Source organism: Desulfitispora alkaliphila, from assembly GCF_050433185.1.
In the GTDB taxonomy this organism is placed as follows: domain Bacteria; phylum Bacillota; class Desulfitisporia; order Desulfitisporales; family Desulfitisporaceae; genus Desulfitispora; species Desulfitispora alkaliphila.
In genome coordinates this window covers 1-24,783 of record NZ_JBNPXS010000018.1, presented here as the reverse complement: position 1 = coordinate 24,783, position 24,783 = coordinate 1, and the positions used below count along the sequence as shown (strand labels likewise).

31 protein-coding genes and 1 pseudogene are annotated in these 24,783 nt (G+C 44.2%); 26 read left to right on the top strand and 6 right to left on the bottom strand.

From position 1 onward, the window contains the following. Positions 1 to 86 precede the first annotated feature (86 nt). Positions 87 to 1,406 (top strand): 23S rRNA (uracil(1939)-C(5))-methyltransferase RlmD, encoded by a 1,320-nt coding sequence (gene rlmD, locus GGQ84_RS08115; protein ID WP_429161539.1) that lies wholly within the window; start codon positions 87 to 89, stop codon positions 1,404 to 1,406. Positions 1,407 to 1,428: 22 nt separating this feature from the next. Here the strand turns inward: rlmD and GGQ84_RS08110 are convergent, their stop codons facing one another. The 3 genes from GGQ84_RS08110 to GGQ84_RS08100 are packed head-to-tail and all read right to left on the bottom strand — an operon-like array spanning position 1,429 to position 4,029. After that, a complete protein-coding gene (locus GGQ84_RS08110) occupies positions 1,429 to 2,853 on the bottom strand; it encodes a recombinase family protein (protein ID WP_429161537.1) in 1,425 nt (474 codons plus the stop codon). A 51-nt stretch (positions 2,854 to 2,904) separates the two neighbouring features. Then, positions 2,905 to 3,360: an SWIM zinc finger family protein gene (locus GGQ84_RS08105; RefSeq protein WP_429161535.1), complete on the bottom strand. Its 456-nt coding sequence runs from the start codon at positions 3,358 to 3,360 to the stop codon at positions 2,905 to 2,907. 24 nt (positions 3,361 to 3,384) lie between these two features. Beyond that, complete coding sequence (locus tag GGQ84_RS08100) at positions 3,385 to 4,029, bottom strand: helix-turn-helix domain-containing protein (RefSeq protein ID WP_429161533.1); 645 nt, start codon at positions 4,027 to 4,029, stop codon at positions 3,385 to 3,387. Between the two features lie 158 nt (positions 4,030 to 4,187). On the opposite strand from GGQ84_RS08100, the gene GGQ84_RS08095 reads away from it, so the two are divergent. From GGQ84_RS08095 to GGQ84_RS08020, 16 genes are all read left to right on the top strand, one after another. After that, positions 4,188 to 4,394 (top strand): helix-turn-helix transcriptional regulator, encoded by a 207-nt coding sequence (locus GGQ84_RS08095; RefSeq protein WP_429161532.1) that lies wholly within the window; start codon positions 4,188 to 4,190, stop codon positions 4,392 to 4,394. 36 nt (positions 4,395 to 4,430) lie between these two features. After that, positions 4,431 to 5,396 carry a DUF6291 domain-containing protein gene (locus GGQ84_RS08090; RefSeq protein WP_429161530.1) on the top strand — a complete coding sequence of 322 codons (966 nt, stop codon included), beginning with the start codon at positions 4,431 to 4,433 and terminating at the stop codon, positions 5,394 to 5,396. 282 nt (positions 5,397 to 5,678) lie between these two features. Beyond that, positions 5,679 to 6,071 carry a helix-turn-helix domain-containing protein gene (locus GGQ84_RS08085; protein ID WP_429161529.1) on the top strand — a complete coding sequence of 131 codons (393 nt, stop codon included), beginning with the start codon at positions 5,679 to 5,681 and terminating at the stop codon, positions 6,069 to 6,071. Positions 6,072 to 6,123: 52 nt separating this feature from the next. Continuing rightward, on the top strand, positions 6,124 to 6,279 hold the full coding sequence (locus tag GGQ84_RS08080) for a hypothetical protein (RefSeq protein ID WP_429161527.1): 156 nt from the start codon (positions 6,124 to 6,126) through the stop codon (positions 6,277 to 6,279). Positions 6,280 to 6,281: 2 nt separating this feature from the next. Further along, positions 6,282 to 6,488: a hypothetical protein gene (locus tag GGQ84_RS08075; RefSeq protein WP_429161525.1), complete on the top strand. Its 207-nt coding sequence runs from the start codon at positions 6,282 to 6,284 to the stop codon at positions 6,486 to 6,488. A 17-nt stretch (positions 6,489 to 6,505) separates the two neighbouring features. After that, on the top strand, positions 6,506 to 6,889 hold the full coding sequence (locus GGQ84_RS08070) for a hypothetical protein (RefSeq protein ID WP_429161523.1): 384 nt from the start codon (positions 6,506 to 6,508) through the stop codon (positions 6,887 to 6,889). A gap of 70 nt (positions 6,890 to 6,959) precedes the next feature. Beyond that, positions 6,960 to 7,763, top strand: a complete 804-nt coding sequence (locus GGQ84_RS08065; RefSeq protein WP_429161521.1) for an RNA polymerase sigma factor — start codon at positions 6,960 to 6,962, stop codon at positions 7,761 to 7,763. Next, positions 7,717 to 8,079 carry a hypothetical protein gene (locus GGQ84_RS08060; RefSeq protein ID WP_429161519.1) on the top strand — a complete coding sequence of 121 codons (363 nt, stop codon included), beginning with the start codon at positions 7,717 to 7,719 and terminating at the stop codon, positions 8,077 to 8,079. The genes GGQ84_RS08065 and GGQ84_RS08060 overlap by 47 nt, the downstream gene beginning before the upstream one ends. Positions 8,080 to 8,187: 108 nt before the next feature. After that, positions 8,188 to 8,937, top strand: coding sequence for a hypothetical protein (locus tag GGQ84_RS08055; RefSeq protein ID WP_429161518.1), 750 nt, complete (start codon positions 8,188 to 8,190; stop codon positions 8,935 to 8,937). After that, on the top strand, positions 8,930 to 9,151 hold the full coding sequence (locus GGQ84_RS08050; RefSeq protein ID WP_429161516.1) for a hypothetical protein: 222 nt from the start codon (positions 8,930 to 8,932) through the stop codon (positions 9,149 to 9,151). Before GGQ84_RS08055 ends, GGQ84_RS08050 begins: the two co-directional genes overlap by 8 nt. Before the next feature lie 20 nt (positions 9,152 to 9,171). Then, entirely contained in the window at positions 9,172 to 9,603 is a 432-nt protein-coding gene (locus tag GGQ84_RS08045; protein ID WP_429161514.1) for a sigma factor-like helix-turn-helix DNA-binding protein, read from the top strand. 22 nt (positions 9,604 to 9,625) lie between these two features. Then, positions 9,626 to 9,832 (top strand): hypothetical protein, encoded by a 207-nt coding sequence (locus GGQ84_RS08040; RefSeq protein WP_429161513.1) that lies wholly within the window; start codon positions 9,626 to 9,628, stop codon positions 9,830 to 9,832. Positions 9,833 to 10,444: 612 nt separating this feature from the next. Further along, entirely contained in the window at positions 10,445 to 10,660 is a 216-nt protein-coding gene (locus tag GGQ84_RS08035) for a hypothetical protein (RefSeq protein ID WP_429161511.1), read from the top strand. A gap of 601 nt (positions 10,661 to 11,261) precedes the next feature. Continuing rightward, entirely contained in the window at positions 11,262 to 11,804 is a 543-nt protein-coding gene (locus GGQ84_RS08030) for a protoporphyrinogen oxidase (RefSeq protein WP_429161509.1), read from the top strand. Then, on the top strand, positions 11,804 to 12,148 hold the full coding sequence (locus GGQ84_RS08025) for a hypothetical protein (RefSeq protein WP_429161507.1): 345 nt from the start codon (positions 11,804 to 11,806) through the stop codon (positions 12,146 to 12,148). Before GGQ84_RS08030 ends, GGQ84_RS08025 begins: the two co-directional genes overlap by 1 nt. Before the next feature lie 529 nt (positions 12,149 to 12,677). Next, positions 12,678 to 12,809 (top strand): hypothetical protein, encoded by a 132-nt coding sequence (locus GGQ84_RS08020; protein ID WP_429161505.1) that lies wholly within the window; start codon positions 12,678 to 12,680, stop codon positions 12,807 to 12,809. Positions 12,810 to 13,288: 479 nt separating this feature from the next. Here GGQ84_RS08020 and GGQ84_RS08015 read toward each other — a convergent pair whose 3' ends face one another. The 3 genes from GGQ84_RS08015 to GGQ84_RS08005 all read right to left on the bottom strand — a co-directional run bounded on the left by GGQ84_RS08015 (position 13,289) and on the right by GGQ84_RS08005 (position 14,777). Continuing rightward, the gene (locus GGQ84_RS08015; protein WP_429161503.1) at positions 13,289 to 13,882 is read right to left on the bottom strand and encodes a hypothetical protein; all 594 of its coding nucleotides are present in this window, start codon (positions 13,880 to 13,882) and stop codon (positions 13,289 to 13,291) included. Beyond that, positions 13,879 to 14,358 (bottom strand): hypothetical protein, encoded by a 480-nt coding sequence (locus GGQ84_RS08010; protein WP_429161501.1) that lies wholly within the window; start codon positions 14,356 to 14,358, stop codon positions 13,879 to 13,881. Before GGQ84_RS08010 ends, GGQ84_RS08015 begins: the two co-directional genes overlap by 4 nt. Before the next feature lie 86 nt (positions 14,359 to 14,444). Then, complete coding sequence (locus GGQ84_RS08005) at positions 14,445 to 14,777, bottom strand: DUF6431 domain-containing protein (RefSeq protein ID WP_429161499.1); 333 nt, start codon at positions 14,775 to 14,777, stop codon at positions 14,445 to 14,447. Positions 14,778 to 14,930: 153 nt separating this feature from the next. Between GGQ84_RS08005 and GGQ84_RS08000 the strand changes: the two genes are divergently transcribed. From GGQ84_RS08000 to GGQ84_RS07960, 9 genes and pseudogenes are all read left to right on the top strand, one after another. Then, the gene (locus GGQ84_RS08000) at positions 14,931 to 15,200 is read left to right on the top strand and encodes a hypothetical protein (RefSeq protein WP_429161497.1); all 270 of its coding nucleotides are present in this window, start codon (positions 14,931 to 14,933) and stop codon (positions 15,198 to 15,200) included. Positions 15,201 to 17,442: 2,242 nt separating this feature from the next. Continuing rightward, positions 17,443 to 18,231: a site-specific tyrosine recombinase/integron integrase gene (gene xerA, locus GGQ84_RS07995; RefSeq protein ID WP_429161495.1), complete on the top strand. Its 789-nt coding sequence runs from the start codon at positions 17,443 to 17,445 to the stop codon at positions 18,229 to 18,231. 207 nt (positions 18,232 to 18,438) lie between these two features. Continuing rightward, positions 18,439 to 19,416: a hypothetical protein gene (locus GGQ84_RS07990; protein ID WP_429161493.1), complete on the top strand. Its 978-nt coding sequence runs from the start codon at positions 18,439 to 18,441 to the stop codon at positions 19,414 to 19,416. Between the two features lie 316 nt (positions 19,417 to 19,732). Further along, positions 19,733 to 20,320, top strand: a complete 588-nt coding sequence (locus GGQ84_RS07985; protein WP_429161491.1) for a hypothetical protein — start codon at positions 19,733 to 19,735, stop codon at positions 20,318 to 20,320. A gap of 436 nt (positions 20,321 to 20,756) precedes the next feature. Beyond that, a complete protein-coding gene (locus GGQ84_RS07980) occupies positions 20,757 to 21,278 on the top strand; it encodes a hypothetical protein (protein WP_429161489.1) in 522 nt (173 codons plus the stop codon). A gap of 775 nt (positions 21,279 to 22,053) precedes the next feature. After that, entirely contained in the window at positions 22,054 to 22,893 is an 840-nt protein-coding gene (locus GGQ84_RS07975; RefSeq protein ID WP_429161487.1) for a reverse transcriptase domain-containing protein, read from the top strand. Further along, on the top strand, positions 22,857 to 23,351 hold the full coding sequence (locus GGQ84_RS07970; protein WP_429161486.1) for a group II intron maturase-specific domain-containing protein: 495 nt from the start codon (positions 22,857 to 22,859) through the stop codon (positions 23,349 to 23,351). Before GGQ84_RS07975 ends, GGQ84_RS07970 begins: the two co-directional genes overlap by 37 nt. Positions 23,352 to 23,366: 15 nt before the next feature. After that, the gene (locus tag GGQ84_RS07965; RefSeq protein ID WP_429161484.1) at positions 23,367 to 24,152 is read left to right on the top strand and encodes a hypothetical protein; all 786 of its coding nucleotides are present in this window, start codon (positions 23,367 to 23,369) and stop codon (positions 24,150 to 24,152) included. Between the two features lie 478 nt (positions 24,153 to 24,630). Then, a pseudogene (locus GGQ84_RS07960) lies at positions 24,631 to 24,783 on the top strand (transposase); the annotation flags it as partial.

Sequence of the window (24,783 nt, the reverse complement as noted above, 5' to 3'; positions counted from 1 at the left end):
CCTTTTTAGTTTGTTTATTAAAATAGTATTGCTATATAACTAGTTAATATACTAAATTCACAGCGCAAAAGAGAGGGTAAAGAAATATGACACTAAAAGTGGGTAAAGAAGTTATTCTGACAATAGATAACCTGACAAATTCAGGAGCAGGGGTAGGACGAACTGAAGGGTTTGCACTATTTGTCCCCGGAGCTCTACCTGGAGAAAGTGTTAGGGTAAAAGTGACTAAAGTAAAAAAGAAATACGGCCAGGCAGAGTTGGTTGAGATTTTGCAGGAATCCGAGAACAGAGTGGAGCGCTTTTGTAGTGAAGGCCAATTATGTGGTGGGTGTCAGTTAGAGTATATGGATTACCAGGCACAGTTAGACTGGAAACAGGATATGGTAAGGGAAACCCTAAAGCGGATTGGTAAGATAAGTGAACCAAATGTATTGCCGGCGTTGGGAATGGAGAACCCCTTAGCCTATCGAAATAAAGTGCAGTTGCATTGTTCTGGAGGTGAGCAACTGGGATTTTATCAGGTTAGGTCGAAAGAGCTAGTTCCGTTAACTCATTGCCAAGCGGGGGCAGCGGAGTTTGGCCACATCATTCATGCTATTAACAGACTGCTTTCTGGTTACAGTTTAAAGTGGCTGAAGCATGTGATTCTCCGGCAGGGTAACTGCAACCAAGTGATGGTGATATTTGTAACTACTAAGGATGAGAGTGACCTGAAAGCTTTATCCAATGAGTTAATAAGTTTGGAGCAAACAGTAAGCAGCATCTACCACAATATTAATCCTAAGGCCGATAGATACAACATTTACGGGGAGTGCCACCTGATAACTGGTGATGAGTACATCCAGTTAGATTTACTGGGGTTGACTTTTCTGATTTCACCCAAGTCATTTTTTCAGGTAAATACAGAGCAGACAGCTGTGCTGTACCAGAAAGCGGAAGAATTTCTTCAGTTGAAGGGAAGTGAGCTGTTATTAGATGCTTATTGTGGAACGGGAACCATAGCCCTTTACCTGGCCAAAAGGGCAAAGGAGGTACTTGGCATAGAAGTGGTGCCAGAGGCTATTGGGGATGCGAAGAAAAATAGTGAACTTAACAAGATAGATAACGCCCAATTTATTACAGGAAAAGTTGAGAATGAGCTTCCAAGATTAGTAGAAAAGGGATACAGGCCAGATGCAGTAGTGCTAGATCCCCCTAGGAGCGGGTGCCACCAGCAAGTGCTAGACGCAGTAGCTAAGGCAAAGCCTCAGAGAATAGTATACGTTTCCTGTGACGTTGGCACATTGAGTCGGGACCTGAACATCTTACAGCAGCAGGGGTATGCGACGCAGGTAGTTCAGCCGGTGGATATGTTTCCGCATACGAGCCATGTGGAGGTTTGTTGTTGCCTTACAAGGGTAAAATAATAAACCGGAGGCCCGGCCATGCTTACTTTTTAGGAGCGAAAGACCAATGAATGTCGATATCTTCACCGTTAATAATTATACGGTCTATGAGGCTTCTCATTATGTGCCGCTTTTGCTCCATATCGGCTATATCCCAAAGCATAGGAATATCTGAAAGTATGGCCTTAATACCCTCGGTGTCAAAGTCGATAGAGGCGTCCTCTTTAACCTCACTTAATTGTTTTGACAAAGCCTTTTTTTCTTGATATAGTTTTTCTATCCTCTCGCTTACGATATCGAGGGGCATGGTTTCTTTTTGATATAGATCCATCAGTCGGTTAATTTGACGGTCTAGATCATCAATTTTTTTCTCTAGGATTTCGGTTTCTTGTATGGGCTGCCTTTTTGAGGCAGTCTCTTTTTTTAGCAGCTCTTCAAAATAGTTTTTATCAAAGGCTAGCTTTTTAATTTCCCCCTCGATGATAGGATCCAGCTTAGTAACATTCCAGTTTTTATTCTTGCAATTAGGATCCTTAATCATATGGCGGGCGGTTTTTCCCCGGGAGTAACAGGTGTAATACCTTAAATCGCCGCGGTTACGCTTTACATAGTACCGGGCCCCACAATTTCCGCAGTAGAGGAAACCCTGTAGCAAGGAGTTACTCTCAAAGACCTTTTTATAAATCTTTCTCTTTCTTTCCCGGATAGCTTGAGCCTCCTCGAATTGTTCCGGTGTAATAATAGGCTCGTGGGCGTTTTCAGTCACAACACCTTTATAGCGGATAATTCCAAGATAGATGTCGGAGCCTAACACACTTCGGATAGAGGAATTACTTTTCCAAGAGCCGTAACGGTTAGTATAGCCTTTTTCCTGCAGCGTCTGCGCGATTTTATCATCACCGGCGCCGCCAATATACATGTCGTAAATTTCCCGGACCTGCATAGCCTCATACTCGTTAACTATCAGCTTCCCATCTTCGTAGTCATAGCCGATAGGATAGAAAGGACCACCATGGAAAAGGCCGTCTTTTGCTCTCTCAATGCGGCCCATGAGTGACCGCTCCTTTATTTGTTCCCTTTCCAGCTGGGCGAATACGGATAGAATACCAATCATGGCCCGACCAAAGGAAGTACCAGTGTCGAAACTTTCATTCATGGAGACAAAGTCCACATTAGCCGGGAGGAAAACCTCCTCGATTAAATGGAGCGTATCCTTTTGGCTACGAGAGAGGCGGTCCAGCTTATAGACTAGAACGACGTTCACCTTGTCAATTTCTGATATTAATTTTTGTATAGCGGGCCTATCAAGAGAGGATCCAGAGACGCCACCGTCGATATAAATGTCATGGATAAGCCAGTCCTTAGCCTTGCAATAAGACATAAGCCTATCCTTTTGGGCTCCGATGGAATAACCCTCCATGGCCTGTTCTTGAGTAGATACCCTAATATAAATTGCAGCTTTTCTCATAAGTCACCTCCAATACGAACCCTGCTCATAGGAGCGGGGCTTTTTACTTTTCTAGGATAGTTTAGGCAGCTCGATAATATCCAGCTCGCCGGCCAGCCTATACATATGTTCACAGGGTACGCCTCGCTTTTTGAAGTCGCGGCAGGAGCAGCGGGACAGAGTGGTCCGGTATCTCTTACCATCAACAAACACAGCATAGCGGGCCTTTTTGTCAATTTCCTTTATGGCCAATTCACCAGAGGCGGCCCTAGATAATCGGGCTTGTTGGTCGTCGGATCCGGCGCAGGCTTCCCACTGGCTCCAAAGAACCTCGGACGGCGTCCTCATATACCGGATATCCCTCCGGAGCAGTAGCCAGACAAGGAACAGATAGGCCACAAAACTGGAAGCGAAAGAGCCGGAGTCCATATCACTAATACCCATGGCCACACTGACAAAGGCAAGGGCCACCAGCACCAGCAGGAACAGAGCGAACCTCCCGCGCTTAGAGATTGAAAACAAAGCCATTTCTATAACCTCCTTCCCCGGCGCTTAATCGGCGCCTTTTTCTTTCTTGCCAATGAGCTCATTCGCCAAGTGTTGGGCGATTAGCCTATACACATTATGGGCCACTTCATGGGCTGCCGACTCTATATCTCTTACAGAGCCTAGGTATTGATCGTAAAGATTGGCTGCGGCTCCACCGGAAGCCATAGCGGCCAGAAACTCTTTAGAAGTCATTTCGTAAAAATCGCCAAAGTTAAAGTCGGGATAAGCATTTTTAAGTGGCGATATACGCTTATAGGCCAGCTCCTGAAGCTCTTTCAGGTTTAGAAGAATATTCGAGTATAAATGCAAGCATTTACAGTTATGCGGTGCCGATAATTCAAGCTCTATCAGCTCGCGAACGACGGAAACTATTTCATTAACAGCCGGATCCGCTCCAATGTCTATTTTTGAAAAAATCTCCCTCGCCTTTTCCTCGCTCATATTTCGCCTATTGTTAGAAGCGCCAACAAGATAATCAACACTCACGTCAAAAAAATCAGATAGTTTTATTAGAGTTTTGAAATCGGGCTCCCGGCCATTTTCATAAGCAGAAACACTTTGAACAGAAACCTTTAACATGTCCGCTAGATCAGATTGATTTAACTCCTTCTCTTTCCTTAATTCCTTCAGTCTTTCAGAAAAAGACATACACCTTACCTCCTTTTTCAAATTCCAGTAATAGCATATTCATATTAACATTTTACAGGAATAATGTAAATAGGGTATTGACAAAATAATATTTCTCAATTATTCTATTAAAAAGAGAATTAACATCAACCATTACACGAATAAGGGAGTGAGAAAAGATGATCAGAGCTAAAGCAAAGGAATTGAAGATCGCAAGGATTAAGGCAGGCCTGCTTCAAAAAGAGGTAGCGGAAAAGATAGGCATTACAGCCAACGCATACGCTCAAATAGAAAGCGGCCGGAAGTCAACTAGCCCAAACACAGCAAAAGAGATATGCGAAACATTTTCAAAGACATTCGACAATCTCTTTATTCTCAACGAGTAACAACAAAAAGATAAGCCAAGAAAGGGGGTAAACAGAATGGCGGCAAGCAAAAAAAAGAGTTTTATGATTTATATAGACTACCGACAACACCTAGATTTATTGACAGACGAAGAACGCGGAAAACTTATCACAGCCCTATTTGACTACGCCGAAAGTAGAAAAATACCGGACCTTCCCGGAGCTGCAATGATGGCCTTTTCATTTATCAAAGCGCAAATGGACAGGGACGAACGAAAATACATTGAAAGGTGCGAAGTCAACAAGGCCAACGGAGCAAAAGGGGGCCGACCAGCCGAACCGAAAGAAACCGAGAATAACCGAAAGGAACCCATAGAAACCGAGAATAACCGAAAGGAACCCATAGAAACCGAGAATAACCCAAAAGAACCGAAAGAAACCGAACGGTTATTTGAGAAACCGAAAAAACCCGATACAGATACAGATACAGATAAGGATACAGATAAAGATAAAGATACAGATACAAAAGAGACTACTAAGGGGGACAAGCCCCCTGCAGCAGAAGCAGCCACCAAAGAGCCGGTACCATTTAAGAAAATACAAGAGTTATTCCTAGAAACCTGCCCTAGTTATCCAGCTATTAGAGCCATTAACGGCCAGAGAAAAAAAGCGGTAGCGGCAAGATGGAACGAGCATAAAGACATTGAGGTATTCAAGGCGGTATTTGAAAAGTCAGAGGCTAGCAGCTTTCTAAAGGGTCGCAACGAGAGAAACTGGGCGGCTACATTCGACTGGATGATGAAGCCTACAAACTTTCTAAAAATATTAGAGGACCTTTATCAAGAAAAGGGCAGTAAGGACAAGGAACCAGCAGACAGCAGCGACAAGAAAGCCCCAGTATTATCAGGCTTTAAGATGGCAACATCTAGCGACGAAATAGAAACCGGCCCATATAATGGCCACGACGAAGAAGAACCGGAAACGACACAAGGCCATAAACTAACAAGCTTCAAAATGGCGACGGATCCGGAGGACGAGGACTAAAAACAAGAGTCAGGAGGTGCAAAGATGGCAAGAAGCGAGGACTTAACCGGTAAGAAGTTTAACAGGCTAACCGTTGACAGTTTCGCCGGATACGGAAAGCGCGGGAAAGAGTGGCTATGTTGGTGCGACTGCGGGGACCCCTGCATTATAGACGGCACAAGCCTAAAGAAGGGCTACACTAAAAGCTGCGGTTGCCTCCAAAGGGAAAGAACGGCAGCAGCAAGACTCACCCATGGAGACACAAGCGGAGGAGTAACAAAGTTATACTCTGTATGGGCGGCCATGCGGCAAAGGTGCCAGAACCCTAACAATAGCGATTATTACCTTTACGGAGAAAGAGGCATAGAGGTATGCGAGGAATGGACCGATTATGCAACATTTAAGGAATGGGCCATAGAAAACGGATACCAAGAGGGCCTAATGCTGGACCGAATAGAAAACGAAAAAGGATACCAGCCGGATAACTGCAGATGGGCCACACAGGAAGAACAATCCAATAACCGCAGCACCAACGTACACGTACAGATTGAGGGCGAAGAAATGACACTAGCACAGGCGGCCAATAAATACGGCCTGAAATATACCACCGTAGTAAGCAGATACCACCGGCAAGGGCTAAGAGGGACCGAGTTAATCAAACCACCGGCAAACGCAGCAGCAGAGGCCGAGGCATAAACCCCAGCATATAGGACCAGAGACAAGGAAAACCAAAAGGAGGAATGGATCCATGTTAAAAGTCATAGTACCAGAGGATAAAACTAAGCTAGACAGACAAATAGCAGCGCTGGAATACCAGTTGCAGCACGACACCAGAGAGAAGGACCGCCAAATACACAGGGCCGCCCTGAAAGAACTAAAGGCCGCCCGGGAAAGGAGCTCCTAAAGATGGATAATGTCAAAGGATTTAACAAGCTAACGCCAGAGCAGCAGGCGCAATTCATAAAGACCCACCAGAGACACCAGAGCGGCGTCGGAAACGACTACAAGGAAGGCTGGACGCCGGTAAGCGTTAGGCCACTAGGCCGAAACCTACAGGTAACATTCAGGAATGGAGAATGGCTCCACTACACACCAACAGGAGATTGGTATTAAAAAAAGGGGGAATTTCAATGTTTAACAATAGGCTAAATCAAGAGAACATCACACCAACAGAGCTAGAGAAAATACTAGCAGGCGCAGGACTAGAGGCAGAGCCCGGAGCGGTTAACCTCTACATAATCGACAAGCTCACCTATGCAAGCAATATCACCAACAGCACCATAGTACAAGGCAACAAAGCGGAGAGCATAGACGTGGGGAACGGCAAGGCAGCGGACACCGGAGCCGGCGACAAATGGGCGGCGGAATTACTAAGAATTTACAAGGCCCTCGACGTAAAGAAAAGAACCGCGCTACTCTCCTACGCCTACCAGCTGGAAGAACAGGCAGAGCAGGAACAGCAGGAACAGCAGCAAGAGCAGCAAACGGACCAAGAGCAGGAATGCAGGGTATAAATAGCCGCTTCCAGCTTAGAAAAAGATAGAGAAAAGGGGTTGAGACAATACCCCGAGCAAGGGGGCGGCGATGATCGGAGAAAATCAGAAAACACCAATAGCACAAACCAACGAAGAACTCGCCGAATTGGTAAAAAGCAATGACATGAAGGCAGCAGAGACGCTTTATTTTCAAAACATAGGACTTATAAAAAAACTAAGTTATTACGCATGTAACGACATTGAAGAAATAGAGGACTACCTGCAGCAAAGCTTTATAATTCTTTATACCGCAGCAAAGAAATATGATCCAGCTAGAGGCGCAAAGTTTTCAACGTTTCTATTCACGTTCTTAAATGGCGCACTAAGCCGCTACAGGTACCAAAAAGGAGTAGACAAGGGACTTGCAAGCATAGACGAAACCGTACACAATCAAACGGACACGAATGTCGTCGAAATGTTAGCGGATCCAGAGGCGGAGTTTGAGGACGACGTCATAGAGGAAGTGGCCAAGGAGCAATTAAAAAATGCGGTGGAGGAAATCCTCGGGGAAATACCGCCGGACCTAGCCCAAGTATTAAGACTAAGAATGCAGGACGCAACACTCAAGGAATGCGCGGCGGCCTGCGGAGTTTCGTCGGAGCGGGTAAGGCAGAAACAAAGAGCAGCGGAAAAGCTCCTAAAGAAACCAGAATACGCCGACAGGCTAAGGCCCTTTTATACCGATGATGAATATTTAAGCGAGGGACTGAAGCGGACAAACTACTCATACTGGAAATACACCGGCTATTCATCAACAGAAAAGGCGGTAGAGAGAATACTAGAAAAAGAAAAGGGGTGGTATGGAAATGGCAGTCAAAAACGCAACACTGGCAGCGTTTCAGGAGAAATATAACCAGTACACGTATCTACGAAAAGAGATTGAAGGCCAATGCGCCCGGGCAGTAAAGGCCCAAATAGAAACCATGGAGCAGGCAGCCTTTAATAATATGCTGGAAGCGGACAAGCTCCTACTACACGCACACCAGACAGGACAGCCGGCTAAAATCATTCAGGAAGCGGCCCAGCTATCAGAGGACACCTTCAAAACATGGCAGCAGCTGCAGGAGATAATCAATCCTAGGCCAAAGAAGCAGGAGAAAAAAGAGCAATATCAATTACGCTGGAAAAAGTCGTGGGAGACATTCAAGAGAGGCGACGATTATTTATAAAATTACAGAGGCAGCGGATCCATGGCCAAGAGCCCTCCGGTACCTCTGATAATTACAATAAAGACAAGTAAACCAAACTAAACTAAAAAACGAAAGGAATGGTAAACCATGAAAGAGACAAAGACAATAAGCTTAGAGGAAATGAAGAAGGACCCTAGCACACTAACCAGAGAAATGCTGCAGGATATCTCAAAGCCCTACGAGGAAGCTAAAAAGGCATTCAAGGAGGCCAGCGAAGCATACAAGGCAGACGTCGAGGACAAGAAAGAGAGGATCCGCAACAAAAGAGACCATATGGCGGCAACATTGGAGGAACTAGCAGCAGAAAGCGAAAGACTAGCCGAGGAAATCACCGACCACATAGCCGAGGGAGACGACGACAAGGCAGAGCAGGCAGAAATGAGAATGGACGAAATCACCTCCGAAATGTACTCGCTGGAAAAGAAGATCATTCAATTTCAGACGGTAGGAGTTAAGGGAGACAGCGCCCTATTCAAAGCAGCCAGCGACGCATACAACGACATGATCAGGAAAGAAACACAGATATCAAACATGGCTAGCGATATTTCAAAAGCTGCAGAGGCATGGGCTAAACATTACAAGGATATCCAAGAAAAAGCCTTTACCATTGCATACGGCCCAGTAGCAGGATCAGGCTACAACACCGCCGGGAGACGAACCAAGGAAGATGATATCATGGTCAGCATTACAGAGCAGCACGACGGACTCATAAACGTAGACGGCCACCAAGCCGGAACCGACAGAGACGCGAAAATCAGATACGTAAGAGGCAGCCTAAGAGGGCTAGAAGGAACAGAGGCAGCAGCCAAAAGAATGGAGGGCGTAACCAATGAATAACAAGAACCTAGAGCAGCAAACGGAAACCATGCTGGCGGAGCTTATCGCCAAGAAAAGAGACGAGGGCCTAAGCGAGGAAGAACAGGCCCGCCTCGATAAATTAAAGGCCATAGCCACCAGCACAACGGAGCAGATCATCAAGGGCAACAAGCCTCTAACACAGGAGGAAAGACAGGCCGCGGAAATGATAGCCGGGAAACAGACCAGAGAATAAAACCACAGGGAGGGAAAGCCATGAGAGCGACTTCAATACACCTCCTAGGGAAACCGAAAGAGGAACTCATAAGCAAGGAGCAGCGCAAAGAATATATAGGCATACTGGACAGGATAGAGGCACAAGCGGAGAGAGTGGCAAAGATGGGAGCCGCTCTCCCACCTCCCCAGCAAAGGCAGCCGCCAAGCCTTACAGAAAACAGAATGGCCACCGTAACACTTGAGAACATGATCATTAAAAGCCTAATGAGTACCAAGGAGGAAGCGGCAGCCATAGAGAGCAGCATAATGTCCCTAGAGGTACCACTCGAAAGAGCGTTAATGCAGCTTAGATATCTAGAAGGTATGACGTGGGAAGATATAGCCGACGAGCTGGGGAAAACCAGACAATGGATAACGGTCCTCCATGAAAGAATACTAGGCAAGCTCCTAAGAGGAATGACCACACTATAATAAACCAGAAAGGCGGAGGATCATGGAGCGGATATTTATTGTATCGGTAATCGAAGAAGATATACCAGAGCAATTCAAGGACGATTTAGGGGGACACATTAGAGGGGCTATAGGCAATCTATTAAGACTTGACGCCGATGTAGGGTTTTCAGTTGAAGCGGCGGGAGAGGCAGAAGGAACAGAGACAATAAGCAGCTCAAGCGGATTGAGAAAAACACCGGGAAGGTAATCAAGGACAACAGCCAACGACTAAGAAAAGAGCTCCGGGGAGAATGGCCGGCATGATCCACCAGACCCACAGCACCAAAAGAGCGGCCCTCTCCAATTCAACAAAGCAGAGAAAAGCAAAGCCAGCTTTATATTAAAGGGCTACTCTGGAAAGAGTTTAAGGCTTGCATATCAAGGAGGCGGCCTCTCCCCTACTCACCATAGAACAACACCGAAAGTATCACCGGCGGGAAGAAGCTACACACTGAGAACACAGGAACTCAAAGACAAGGCGGTAGTCGCTGGACGATATAAAGCCAAGAAGAAAGCCGGCGGACCATTTAACCGACAGCCTCATAATATCATCATACGGACTAGGAGCGGGGGAGCTGTTTACCCTGCCAGCACATGACGCGGAAAAGAACGACCTCAAAACATTTAGGACACTGGCCCTAATAGAAAGCAGACTGGACACCATACCGACAGGGAACCAGCCAAGAGATAAGGACCAAGGGCCGGAAGGTTTAATCATAACCAACCGGCCATATTTATAACCAGCCCGGACCAGAGACCAAAGCCCGGGAGGTATAACCATATAGCGGAGATCGGAGGAATAACCATTAAGGACGAAAAGGTGTGTCAGAATTGCCATTGGTACAAGCCGGACAAATCATACTCGGATAAGATAAAGTGCATAAACCTAGACCGCGATAACTGGAAAGGCATTGAACCAGAAAACACCTGCAAGGACTTTATAAAGCCGGAGGACTTTGTACCGGATCCAGCATGGAGCGCATTAGTAGGAGCGGTAGAAAGAAAAAGGCTAGAGGTTAAAGGTGCAGACAAATAACAACCAGCCCGGACCAGAGACCAAGGACCACACCAAGAACAGGCCACAGGGAAACGCAGGGGGCCACAGATGGACGAGAAGGCCCAAAGGGATATAAACCCCACTCGGAAGGACTAAAGCCCGGGAAAAGGCAAACAGGGACACCAGAGGGCAGAAAGAAACAACAGGACCACCACAGAAAGCCACAGGAGGACGCAGGAGCCACGAAACACGCCCAAGGGGTACAAACATACCACCAAGGGCAGACGAGGGCCAGAATGGGCGGAATAAACGCCAAGGAGACGGAATAAAAGGACCAGATACACCCACAAGGGGCCGAGATAGACCAGACAGGGCCATAATACAGGGCACAGGAGGCCACCAGAGGCCACAGGACAAAGCAGGAAGAACGAGAGGACGCGAGGCAATACAAACCATTAGACAAGGACAGAGGGACGCCAGAGGGGCACAGGAGCGGCCAGACGGCGGCGGGAAAGTCGAGCGGTTCCTTCTGAGCGCCAAAAAAGCCTGCGGAGCTGGCGAGCCCAAAAGACCCCTAGTTTTTTGAAACATTTTTCGAGGCACTTCGCTTCGCCAAAATAACCAGTAAGGAGGTAAAAACATGAGCGAGAACAATAAACCTAAAACAGTAGGCAGTAAGGAGATAGCCCAGCTCTTAGGAGTTACCCGCCGGTGGGTACAGCAGCTCACACAGGACGGTATCATCGTAGGCAAGAAGGTAGGCAACAATTATCATTATGACTTACTCTCAACGATACAGCGGTATATATCATACTTGCAGCACAAGGCCGAGGAAGCCGAGACCGGCGTCTCCCCTGACCTTCAAATCGAGAAGCTAAAGACAGAGATTGACCTCAAGAAAAGCAAAGCCAAAATTGCGCAGCTAGAAGTTAAAGAGCTAGAGAGCAAAATGCACAGGGCCGAGGACGTGGAAGGAATGACAACGGACCTGATAAGCACCATACACAGCAAGATATCAGAGCTCCCGGACATACTGGGAAAGGACATAGCCAAACTAGGCACAGCGGCGGAGGTTTCCGACAGGATAAAAGAGGCCGTTATTGATATTTTGGACGACCTCTCCGATTATGAGTATGATCCAGACGCAAGCCAAGAGACCAAGACCACGAAAGGAGGCCGCTAATGATGATTAACGCCATACAAATAAGCCTATTAGATAGAGCCTGCCACCTGTTCGGTATCTGTACCACGAGTAATACCAGCGACTTTAGAGAGGACCTCCTATACAAGATATTGTCCTGCAGGAGGCGCACCGAGTTAGACGAGGAACAGCATAACAAGACCGTCCGCGCATTAACGCAGCTACTATACCGGGCAGCCATGAGGGGAATGGACAGGCCGCCGAAAGAAGTCGCTTATTGGTACCTTGACCCCAGCATAAGGAGCGACGAATTAGAGGCCCATATAGAAGCGCTGGCGGATAAAAGGCACATCACTAGACAGGACTTTGTAGAATTATTTTTCTAGCTGCAGCAAGAAAAGGACCTCGCCTCGGACTACGGATCCGGAGCGGGGCTCTTTTTATTTTCTCCCTTTTTTTCCGTCGCAGTTATCACCGTTCAGCGGGGTTAATGACGACAGAAACCGAGTTAATGATAACATAAACTAGGATAATGACGACAGAAACCTACCTACAACGGAGTTTCTGACGACAGAAACCAAGACACAACGGACCGCGGCGCAATCATTCGGTTATTATGGGTTTACCTCGGTTTTAATATTAACCGTTCGGTTATTTTGGGTTTTAGTCGGTTTCCTGAATTAAAATAAGCGGCAACAATAACACACGATACACTGAACAGGGAAACAGCAGAGAGGACCACCGAGAGCCGGAGTCGCTCCCAGCATTCCCAGCCATTAAGAGAGGCTAACCAACGCCAAGCGGCCAGAATATAACAAAAGACCTGGGAAAGTTAACAAATATCAGGGTTTTAATACCAAAAATGCACCTGCAGGAGCGGGAGGCGACACCTTAACCAGCGGGAAAGCTCCGGACGTGGCCACCAGCTCCCAGCCTCAAAGCATTAACCTACTCAGGAGGCAGAGGCCAGCTCCTAGAGCTGCAGCAACAGGCCACAGAATAACAGCCGGGACCGCTGCCAGTGGCCAAGGCATGGCCATAGAATAGCCGGCGGAGCAGGTAAAGGATAAAGGCGGCCATATTATAGACTTTTAGCAGGTGCAATACCATGGCCAAGGAATAGAAAAGCCCTTAGAGGCCAAACATGGAGACCAAAAAACAGGCCCGCACTTCTAAACCGGGAACAATCTCCGGAGAATGGCCACAGCTGCCCGGAGCTGGAAGCAGCCCCAGCGGATCCGCGGGAGAGCAGCGCAAGAAATGGAAAGAGTGGCCAATAAAAAGGCCCCGGCATAATTACCGAGGCTTTAGAGGATATATGTATTATTGACCGGTGCCATGGATCCAGAGCGGACACAGGAACCTGAACGCAAAAAACCTGCCACCGGAGACGCTCAAGCCTTTGAACCGGTAACAGGTTTTTCTCGAAGAACTCACCTAAATTATACACCTTTTGAACGACGCTGGCAACCACAAATAACAGGCGCGACCTTCCTCATGCACAGTAGGAAAAGAGGGACGCTCTACTAATCGGCATCTACCACCTGAATATTAAAATACAGCGTACCGGTGTAGGTGCCAGAGCTGGCACTAGAATATTGAGTTATTGGCCTAAGACCTATAACGCCACCGTACGACGGCGTAGTGTCACCGGCTAGAAATTTAACAAGCGGCCTATCGCGTGTGGTTTCAAAATAATCTACATAGACACCCTCGGTTAGATTATCGTCTAAGTACAGCAAGACCCGGCATAAGATTAATTCCTCTGATATCAGCCCTTTGTTTTTGAAAAGGTAAAAATACCCCTCACTATCATAGGACTTGTCCCAGTCCACCGAAACAGTAACCATCTTTCCTTCATCAATCGTATTTTTTGAGGCCGTAATCGGTATATGTTCCATGTTGCCATTCGTTACAGTTGCAGGAATTTCTATGATGTAAGTAGTGGGATCCGCCGGAGGTTCAGGATCAGGATCGGGCTCTGGATCCGGCTCCGGCTCCGGAGCGGTATATTCAAAAACAACGGACATACTCCTGGAAGTCTCGTCTGCAGCATAGACCGAAAAAGGCATGGCCAGCATAGCAATAATTAAAAGAAAAACAGTAAAAGTCTTTTTCATTCGACCACCTCCAAAGTAAATTTTGTATTAGCGCCGTTCATTGGTTCGTCGTTCGTGGAAGAAAAAGTGGAATACTTTAATACAGCGTCCTTATATGTTCCCGCCTCTAATGGCTGCGACAGCTTTATAACGTCTGTCTTTTGCCCTGCATTTATGGGCCCGGACTTATAGACCTCGGTACCATCTGGCAGAATTATGGATATGATAAAATAACAAGGGTTTCCCGCAGGGTTATACAATTCAACGTCCTGCATGAGCTCCCCCGCTTTCATAACCAATTGAGCATATCCGGGTATAGATATTGTCTCGGGAGCTGCAGGCGGAGCAGCGTCCAACGAAACAGCTTGAGAGTTTCCCGGCGTGTTATTTGTATTATCGTTTTTGTTTAGAACCATAGCCCCTACAATTATGCCACCAAGTAGCACAATGGCAGTAAAAAGGGCCACAGCTGCCATAATCAAAAGATTGCTTTTCATTCGGATATTACCCCCTTTTTTTCTTACTGTGCAGCTTTAATAATAAAGGCGTTTCCTGAATACATAAAGGCAAACTAGGTGGGCGCTTACTTCTTCCAGCGCCGGATCGTCGAGTCGTCCGCAGGGCAAAAGTAGGACCGGCCAGAGAGAACGTCGTCTATTATCCGGGCCTCATAGTGTTTATTGGGGACCATGAAGTCCGGGAGCTCTGTATGTAATTTATTACAGGGCTTACACTTTAGCCGGCGCAGCTGGAACCAAAAGACGCGGCCATAGCTGTCGATAACATGGCGGCGCCTCCTATCATAGCCAGAGAGCAGCTGGCCGCAATCAGGACACAATGGGGCCTCCTCGTTCTTAATGGCGTAGGACTTACCGTCCGGGCCTCTTTCCAAGGTGTAGCGGGTAGCAATAATCATTTTTTTATAACCTCCTCCGTAATTATTTAAGGCGCCAATATAACGCCCAACGCTTACAGAGAAGCCCGACACGAATACCCACCCGGTACGCCTTCACAACTGGGAGCTCGTGCCGGTATTATCTAACTAAACCAAAGTAAAGGAGCGTAGTCCATGGAATACGGCAGGATAGTAGCAACCAGAGGCATAGCAAACGAGGCGGAGAATAGCCCGGTATTCGCCCAAGAGATAGCCGCAGCCTTTAACCGGTACCAGCGGAAAGACTGGGGAGACCTCTGTCAAGAGGACAAGGAGCTAAACGATCAGGCAATCGAAAGCGAGGGCAGGATACTGGCAGCGTACCAAACCAGCAAGGGGAAGATATGGATAATAACCGAGTGGGACCGGTCAGCAACAACAATCCTATTCCCGGAGGAATACTAACAATGGCCACCGCTGCAGCTGCAGACCCAAGAATAAAACCAATAGACCAGCACAAACACAAAAAGAGCCCGCCCCGGACTATTACCGGAAGTGGACTCTTTTCTTGTTATGCAGGATATAGCGCTTAGACCTGCACTAGGGACGTGGACACCTCAAAGAGCCCAAGACCAAAGCTAAGGGCAGCGCTATATAAACGCAGACCGACAAACCTTTTTATTTAATACCCGAGGTAGGCGCATATATAACCGCCTTTATGCCTCGCTTGACAGCCTCTCCCGGAGCCGCTTATATTATCAATCCGAAAACCTCCCATCACTTACCATAATTTTATCCTCCCCCGCTCCTTATGTCTATAAATGTCGGAATATAGAAAGCCACCGGACGCAGCCAGAAGCACAACAGGCGGGCCGATATGGCAACACGGAGTATTAACACCCCTGAATAAGTATAGAGGGCCAGAATGGGCCACAGCAGGACCAGAGGGCACAAGGCAAAGAGCAGCCGGGCATATTAACCGGCAGGAGTGGCCAAGGCAGCAAGGAGGCAGCAGGAACCTAGAGAGGATCCAGAAGGCCACCGGCACCAATGCAGCTATAAAAGCACGAGGAAACACCGGCGCAGCTGCAGAGATACGCGAACCGCTCCCGCACGTTACTGGAATGTTACTCGCACGTTACGCGAACAGAACGCGCACAGGTAGAAGATGGCCACCAGAAGGGAAACACCAAAGGCCCACCGGCAAGAATGGCCCTTATTAGGTTTATGGATCCAGCGGAGCGGGACAAGGACACAAGAGCCGCCGGGAGACAAAGGGCAGCCCTCCCCGGCGTTTATGTCGGGAACCTTTCGACAATTCTCGCTATAATGGCCATGGAGCCGGCGGAGCTCCCGAAAGACAACTAGCAATAAAAGCAGCTGCAGCGGGAACACCTAGACAATGGCCAAGGAATAAGGCGGGCCGATAACACCGGGAGACCATAAGGAACAGCGGCAGGCCGAGAGGTTAGAACGCAGCCTCGCCAAATGTCAAGGGACAAATAAGGGACAAAAGGGACAAACGCGGTACAGGAGGGGACAAATCATAGTCATATTAGGACAAGCAGGATAAGCGAGGGACAATCCACCGGACAGTCCATAGGACAGGCGGCAGGCTTACCCTTGAATAACTGCGACAGAAATACCACCAATGGAGGAATATCCGCGACAGAAATACCACCAGTAAAGATATAACCGCGACAGAAAAGCAGGGAAAGACCAATAAATCCATAACATACCCGCTGGACCCTGCTCCGGATCCGGAAGCACTGGGAGGCATACCGGCAAAGGATAACACTAGAGGAACCCTCGCCCTCCTGCAGGTGTACCCGACTGGACCATAAAACAAGGCGGCTGCGGCAGCTGGGGAGACATTGAGACCATGGTCAGAGATAGGACCGCCCGCACATAGACAGCACAGAGGACCGGCACAAGGCCAGAGAGGAAGCTCCACCAGAGACACGCCAGACACAGGACAGAGCCCTCCCGCTCCATTGGAATAATAGCAGCACTAGGAGCAGGAAGAAACCCCGCAGCTCCCCGGAAGCAATAAAGCAACTGCAGAGGCAGGAGCACAAACGCGGAAAAAGACCGGCCACAGTCCAGAGAAAAGGAGAGCGCCCGACGGTCAAATATGGTAAAATATAAGTGGAGTAGCCTCTAACCTCAAGCAGCTTGAAAAAGGCACAACGAAACCGCCCAAACGACCAGCCCGGGCGGTTTTCGTGGAGTTATGGCAACAAGAGAGGACGACGCATGTTGAGTGTGTTGTGTTGATAGAGAAGGAATAGGTTGGTATCAGGGGTTTTCGGGTTTCAACTGAATAATGAAGTGTGTTTTATGTTCCCTCAGACTACTGGTTTGGGGGAAATATTTATTTAAGGGGGTCGTACTTTTACGCGGAAATATAACTTGTGCGCGTAAATAGTAGGGGTTTTGCGGAATGTTGACGGCTGGGTTGGAAAGTTGATTTAGTAAATATTCTATAGCAAGTTTTAAAGAATTGGTATTAAACTTTAATTTTGCAGGAATTTTACAAATTTTGCAGAAGGAAAAAGTAAAACTATGTAAATGGAGAAGTGCCATGATAAAAGTTGAGGTTAAAGAAGAACGATTTTAGGTTACCTTTCACCCAGCTCTTGGTAATAAAAGAATTTTTATTGATGATGTTTTAACTCCTGTTTATGAAATAGCTACCTTAAATCACATGGGAAATGAACTAAAATTGCGAGGCTATAGCAATAAAACTATTAAAGTTTACTCAAGTCACGTGCGGCGTTTGGTTCGCCATTTCGATGTTCACCCCAAAAAAATCAATAAAGATCAAATAAAACAATATTTATTACTGATGATGGAAGAGAAGGAGGTATCTCATTCATATTTAAATCAAGTCATAAGTGCAATAAAATTTTATTACAGTAAAGTATTAAATATTTCAAACCTAGCCCTGGATTTGCCTCGCCCCAAAAAAGAGAAGAAATTACCTGATATATTAAGTGAAGAAGAAATAATTGAAATTATTGAGAATGTTGAGAACCCAAAATATCGTGTAATATTGTTATTAATCTATTCAGCAGGACTTCGAATAGGAGAAGTAGTTCGCCTAAAAATTAATGATATAGATAGTAAGCGTAATTTAATCCATGTTCGGAATGGAAAGGGATGCAAAGATAGGTATACAGTATTATCGACAGTAACTTTAGAAGCATTAAGGATTTATGTAGCTAATTATAAGCCGGACAATTGGCTTTTTCCCGGTGTTGAATCGGGGAAACATTTGAATGTGAGGTCAATACAGAAGGTTTTTGCGCAAGCCTGTAAAAATTCAGGAATAAAAAAAGAAATTACAGTACATACCCTGAGACATTCATTTGCTACTCATTTATTAGAGTCCGGAACAGATCTGCGCTATATTCAGGAATTATTAGGGCATCAAAGCACAAAAACAACGGAAATCTATACTCATGTTAGCAAAAAGGATATTGGCAGTATTTAAAGTCCACTAGATAAAATCATGCACAAAAAAAGAAATAAAGACTAAAGGTATAAGGAGCTTAAACGAACCAAAGTTCGTTTAACACTTCTAGATTAAATATTAACACGAATTAAGATGCGTTAAAACAAAAGTTATCGGAAAGATGAGGTGGGGCCGCCGCGTCCTGCGGCGGTGTTAAAATCTTTTAAATTCAGGAGGTCAAGTGATATGAAAGATAACATGACCGAAAACTGTCACAAGATGTTAAATAGTCTTATTTTGAAGTCACGACATTTTTGTAAATACGCTGCTCCAGATGCATTGGGGGATATTTTAATGGTATATTTATCTTCCGGGAAAGTTCCAGATGAATTATTATTTAGTAAAAAACTATCTTATGATTATGACTATTTTGCATTTACTAAAAGTACCAAGTCATTAATGGCTATTAAGTGTTTATTAAATGATGACAAATATTTTTTCAATGAGGATTGTTTTATGCTAATTCGTAGTATTTTTGAATGCCATATTATGAGCAGATATATTAGAGAACATATTGACATAGAAAACGAACGGGAGAATGTTATCAAGAAATTTATAGTGAATCCCTTATCAGTTACTTTTAACCATTACACATTACAAGGGTACAATATATTTGATACCAGTGGAAATAAAGTAGGGAGTATTCCTATGCCAAATAATTTTATAGCAGGAAATGATAAGCTATATTATAGTGATTTCTACCAATTTCTATGTCAGTATACACACTGTTCTTTTGGAGCACTTACTTGTTATTATGGGGAAAAGCAGTTTACATATAGTAAAAACAACTTTTCTTTATTAACGTTATTATTTTCTTTATTTGTGTTTACGAAAATATATGAAGGAGTAGTAACTGTTAAAGGTGAAGATTTGGGTGACACAAAAGAAGAAAAAATCTTCTATGATTTAGCATATGATTCATTGGAATTGCAAAATAGATTATTTGATTATTTGATTGATTATTATGAGAAAAAACCTCAAGAAGAAGTTAATAGAATCTTAGAAAAATACTTAGGTGATGGATCATATGACGGAACAGATAAAAAAATAGCCAATATGTTAGCAAATATGAAAGCTTCATTATTAGATTCTGAAATAGGAAGTTTAAATAAAAGTGTTTTTGAATATGGTCAGTTTAAAAGATTTTATCCATCGTGGAATTAAGGGTGCGACGTCCTGTCGCACTCTGGCTTCGGGAGGCCTCATCCATCCGATAACACGAGCATTCCCACAAGGGTGCGGTGTAGCTAGGACTCTAGGGCTTGCCGCACCACATGCCCTATGTCACAAGACTTGCAACTAGGGATGTGCTGCAGGAAGAGCAAGTCTTGCGCCAATTACGGGCACGTCGGGAATGCCGGGAACGTTAACTGAAATCGGACGATGACCGCGCCGTCCATGGCGCTAAGTATTTAATTATAATATGGGTTGTTTAATACCAATGCAGATAAATAATGTGAAGTACAAGGAAGTGAGATAAGTGAAAAAAATACAGCTACTAGTGATGTTAGGTATACTAGCCTTTATAGTATCTAGTTGTAATTGGTACATTGCAGATTCTGAAGGTTTATCATATGAAAATATTATTAGTAATCAATATAGTAACCCAGGATCAAATATGGAAGTAGAAGAAATTCTATGGGAGAAGACTATCAACGATGATGAAATAATCCTGCTGTTTCTTAATAAGGAAAAGACAATTAGTATTGCAAGACTAGCTAATGTAAATAACAAATGGAAAGCAAAAGTCAGTGTTCCCACTGGCAGGAGTGGCGATGAAGTAATTAGTTGGCAATGGTCACTATTATCAAATCCGTCTGATGAAGATAAACCGGAAGTAGCTGCAGTAGCATGGGGTTATATTTATTCTCCTGATGTAGAGAAAATATTAGTAGGATCAGATAAACAAAAAGAATCTTTTAGAGAAGCTCAGCTATTAGAGTTCAAAGAGCAAAATAAAAAATTATACTATTTTTTGACTGATGATGATACAGGTTTTGAACATGATACTATAATTGCGTATGATAGTTCAGGAAATGTTTTATATATTAATCGCAATTTAAAATAATTATTTATTGACATAATCTCTATTGCTGTAAAGTAAAGGCTAAGACTTTGGTTTAAAGAGATGACGTCCTGTCAGCCTCTGAGTTTGGGGCGTCCGACATCAGTTAACAGAGTGTTACCGCAAGGGGTAGATAGGATGATTTTTTGAGCATGCGGCCCACATACCCTCTGTCACAAAGCTTGCGATATCTTAAGAAAGGCTAAAAGAGCAAGCTTTGCGCCAGCCCTACGGGACAGGTACCTCGGTAACACTCGGAACGTTAACTGAAATCGGACGATGACCGCGCCGTCCATGGCGCGGGAAAACACAGAAGTGAAGGAGGAAAAATGAAAAGAATAACAATAATAGGGTTTGGGTTATTGCTTTTGATGCTATTATTCATATATTTTATTGACGATCCAGATCAACTCCTATAGAGGCAGTGAAACAAGTAAGAATGTCGGTTGATAGGGTAATACATGTTCTAGAAATGGATAGAGGGGTGGTAGTTTTTCACGTTAAATACAGTTCTACTAATAAAGATAGACCGATTATTCAAGCAGAATTTGTCAAAAAGACGTATGCTGGATGGAAGTGGGTATTCGGAGGAGGGCACTCTCCAATATACAATGTTAAGGAAGATCCCGTAATGGAATTTGGTGAGTCATGGTCAGCTCAATATTTGCCTAGTACAGAAGGGACAGAATTTGGCAAATCTCCTTTCCCAATGATTTTTGGAATGATAAATAATGATGAAATAGATAATATTATTTCAATCAATTTGAACACAGAAAAAGAATATACAGCTACTATTATCAAAGGTGATCATGATTTTTATGTTTGGTATGTCTTTATTGAAGGTAAAGAAGAAGATTTTAAAATAATTGCGAAAAATATGGATGGAAAAGTTCTTAGTGAGAGAAACTTGAAAACTGAGAATGCTGTGACAAGAGAGGTACTGTTTAATGGTGGACAATAATGATAATTTCTGTATTGTAATTTAAAAAACTGATTTTACAGATCTAAGCGGCTGACGTCCTGTAAACTTCTGGCTCTGTAGCTGTCCGACATCAGTTAACAGAGTGTTACCGCAAGGGACGGATAAGAAATACTTTTAAGCTTGCCGCCCACATACCCTCTGTCACAAAGCTTGCAATATATAAAGCAAAATGAATGAGCAAGCTTTGCGCCAGCCCTTCGGGACGGGTATGTCGGTAACACTCGGAACGTTAGTGCGCCAAGCAAAGCTTGACATCTTCTTACAGGGTGAAAGTCCCTGTTGGGCAAGGTCTAACCAACCACCCATACCGAGTGTTGCGCCGAAGCTGGTAACAGTAAGGTGAAGCGTACACAGGGAACCATATAGACCACAGGGGAGACCGTAATCCCTGAAGCATATTCAGCCTCGTAAACCGGGTAGTCTGGAAACAGACACAAATGCAGATGGCGACATGTTTAACGTCATGGAAGCCAACACAAAGAAATCGTAAACGGTGAGATTTCTGAGGGTCTGTCGGGGTCAAAGAACGTGGTATGTATGGAGAGAGAGGTCAGGAACTTGGGAAGACTCCTGTTGCCCCTGTAATTGCAGGTAGGTCTATCCAATCGAAAAAGAGGACGACCAATGCACATAGGAATTCGGATCAACTCATAGTACTCTGAGGGCGGGAAAGCCGGCTACATGGGGAAGGGGTTGACAGGTATATGCAGCCCGCAAAGGAAACATTATCCGGACTGCAGGACTGGAGGAAATAATGCAAACCTCACTGCGGGGAATATCACAGAAAGCAAAACAAGAAAAAGACTATCGCTTTGGGAACCTATACGGATTATTGGACAAAAAGGCCTTGTATGTAGCCTGGAAAGACATCAACAAGAAAGCATCTGCAGGAGTGGATAAGGTAACAGCAAAAGAATTCGAAAAAAACCTTGACCAAAATCTGGAGGAACTGCTGGAAGAACTAAAGGCAAAGAAATACAAAGCTAAACTGGTGAAAAGAGTCAACATACCAAAAGGAAATGGAAAAACAAGACCGCTGGGGATACCGACAGTAAGAGATAAAATACTACAGCGAGCGGTAGCTCAGATATTAGAAGCAATATACGAGCAGGATTTCCTAAAGAACAGCTATGGATACAGACCAGGAGTAGGACCACAGAAAGCGGTAAAAGAACTCACGAAGGAAATACAAGAGAAATACAGCTACATAGTAGAGGCAGATATACACGGATTTTTCAACAATATAGACCATGAATGGCTGATGAAAATGCTAGAGGGAAGGATAAAAGATGGAGCATTTCTAAGGCTGATAAAGAAGTGGTTGAAGACTGGAATATTAGAAACAGAAGGAAAGGTAATACACCCGGTAACAGGGTGTCCACAGGGCTCTATTGCAAGTCCAATATTGGCTAATATATACCTACACTATGCACTGGATTTATGGTTTGAAAAAGTGGTAAAGCCCAGAAGTAAAGGAAAGCGTACATATGTCGCTTTGCAGATGATTTCATCTGCGCCTTCAGGTACAAGCGTGATGCAGAAAGGTTTTACGATGTATTGGGGAAAAGACTTGGGAAATTTGAACTTGAACTAGCCGAAGAAAAGACAAAAATAATAAGCTTCTCAAGATTCAGAAAACATGAAAACACCAGCTTTAAATTTCTGTGTTTTGAATATCGGTGGAAAGTTTCCCGCAAAGGCAAAGACATCATAGCCAGGAGAACAAGCAGGAATAAACTCAGTAAATCAATACAAGCCTTTACCCAATGGTGTAAAGAAAATCGTAATAACCGAATAAATACAATAGTAGACATGCTAAATGCCAAACTTAGGGGGTACTTCAACTACTACGGAGTAATAGGAAATAGTAAAGGGATAAACGAGTTCTATAATACAGCCATAAAGATATTATATAAATGGCTGAACCGCAGGAGTCAGAGAAGAAGCTTCAAATGGGATGAGTTCAGAGCAAAAATGAAATGGTATGGACTGGTGACACCAAAAATAACCGAAGTACCCGATAAGCAATTAAGGTTTTTGTTAAGATTATGAATACGGGGGAGGAGTATGGTGAAAAAAATTATTTTAATTTCATTATTAATCATTGCTATAACAAGTGCTGCTTATTATCGAATAGGGACAGAGGCGAGTAATATTATTGACAAAAAGCCTTCAAACCACCAATTAGAAACAGTATACAAAACTGCTGCTAATTATTTAGAACAAGGAAATATTGAAGATGCTCGCCGCATAATCTTAAAGGAAAATAGACGTCCAGTTATACTTGATAGTATATTATGGAAAAAAACAACTGATATTGGTAAACTTAGTATTTCTGATTGGGCGTTCATTGCTTTCCCGTCAGAGGAATTTGGCTGGTTTTACGATGGATATTACTTGGAAACAGAATCAGGTAGAATGTCGCTATTGGTATTATTTGGTCCGAGGGATAACAGTATTGTACCGATTAAAATGTGGGTAGTTGATGCAACAAATCTATTTTCTGGAAACCAAAGTTATGTAGAAGAAAGCAATGAATTCCCTAATGATACCACTTTTGAAAGGTTAATGAACATAAGAGATGTATATTACTCCTATAAAGTGATAGAATCTAGCTATTTGCGTGATAGGAAAGTACTCAATAATTCTTTGGATTTGTATCACCCTGTGGTTCGTGCTTTATGGGATGGTAGTTTGTATAGAAAAAGAATCATACCAAGTCATCCAACACAGGATTTTACATTTGCTGATTTTTCCTGGCAAGAACAAATATATGTTCCTGCAGAACTGGGTGAGCCGATTAAAGTATGCCCTCCGATTGAGGAACCACCACATGAGGAACTTTCAAAATAAAGAAACAAAGGAGTAAACCTCCTTTGTTAACGTTAAGTTTTCGAAACCTTTAACCTATCATATTTTTGTACCCAGTTAATATCAAAACTATACCGAACGCTGGTTTTAAATACTCATTCCAAGATTTTTAAGAAAGAGTTGAAAAAGAAAAAGGAGATTTAATTAGAGGGTTTAATCTCACAAAGAAACAATGGAAAACAGGTCAAAAATATGAAGTTCTCGAAAGGTTTGCAATAATAACTTTATTAATTTCAGTCATCGTAATTGTCTTCTTAAACCTAAATAGGATTGGAGCTATTGTAGAACTTGTGCTACAAAGAATTGGTTTATTAATAGTAATGCTTTTCAATGGAAATAAAGAAATTGCTATTTTTACATTTATGATGATAATTGGGTTGGTCGGACTAATTTGGTCTATATGGAAGCTAATTTCTCCAAGAAGTTCTAAGTTCTATTTTCCTTTGAAGAATTATTTGAAATTGAATCAAAAGAGCGTTTATCTATATTTTTTAGTGTCCTGGACTTGCGCCCTTATACAAAACAGCTAATGTCGGCATCACCCCAAGGAGCAGATGGCTTCAATCGCCAAGCAATTTTAAGAGCTCTTTTAATTGCTCCTTTTGAAGGCATA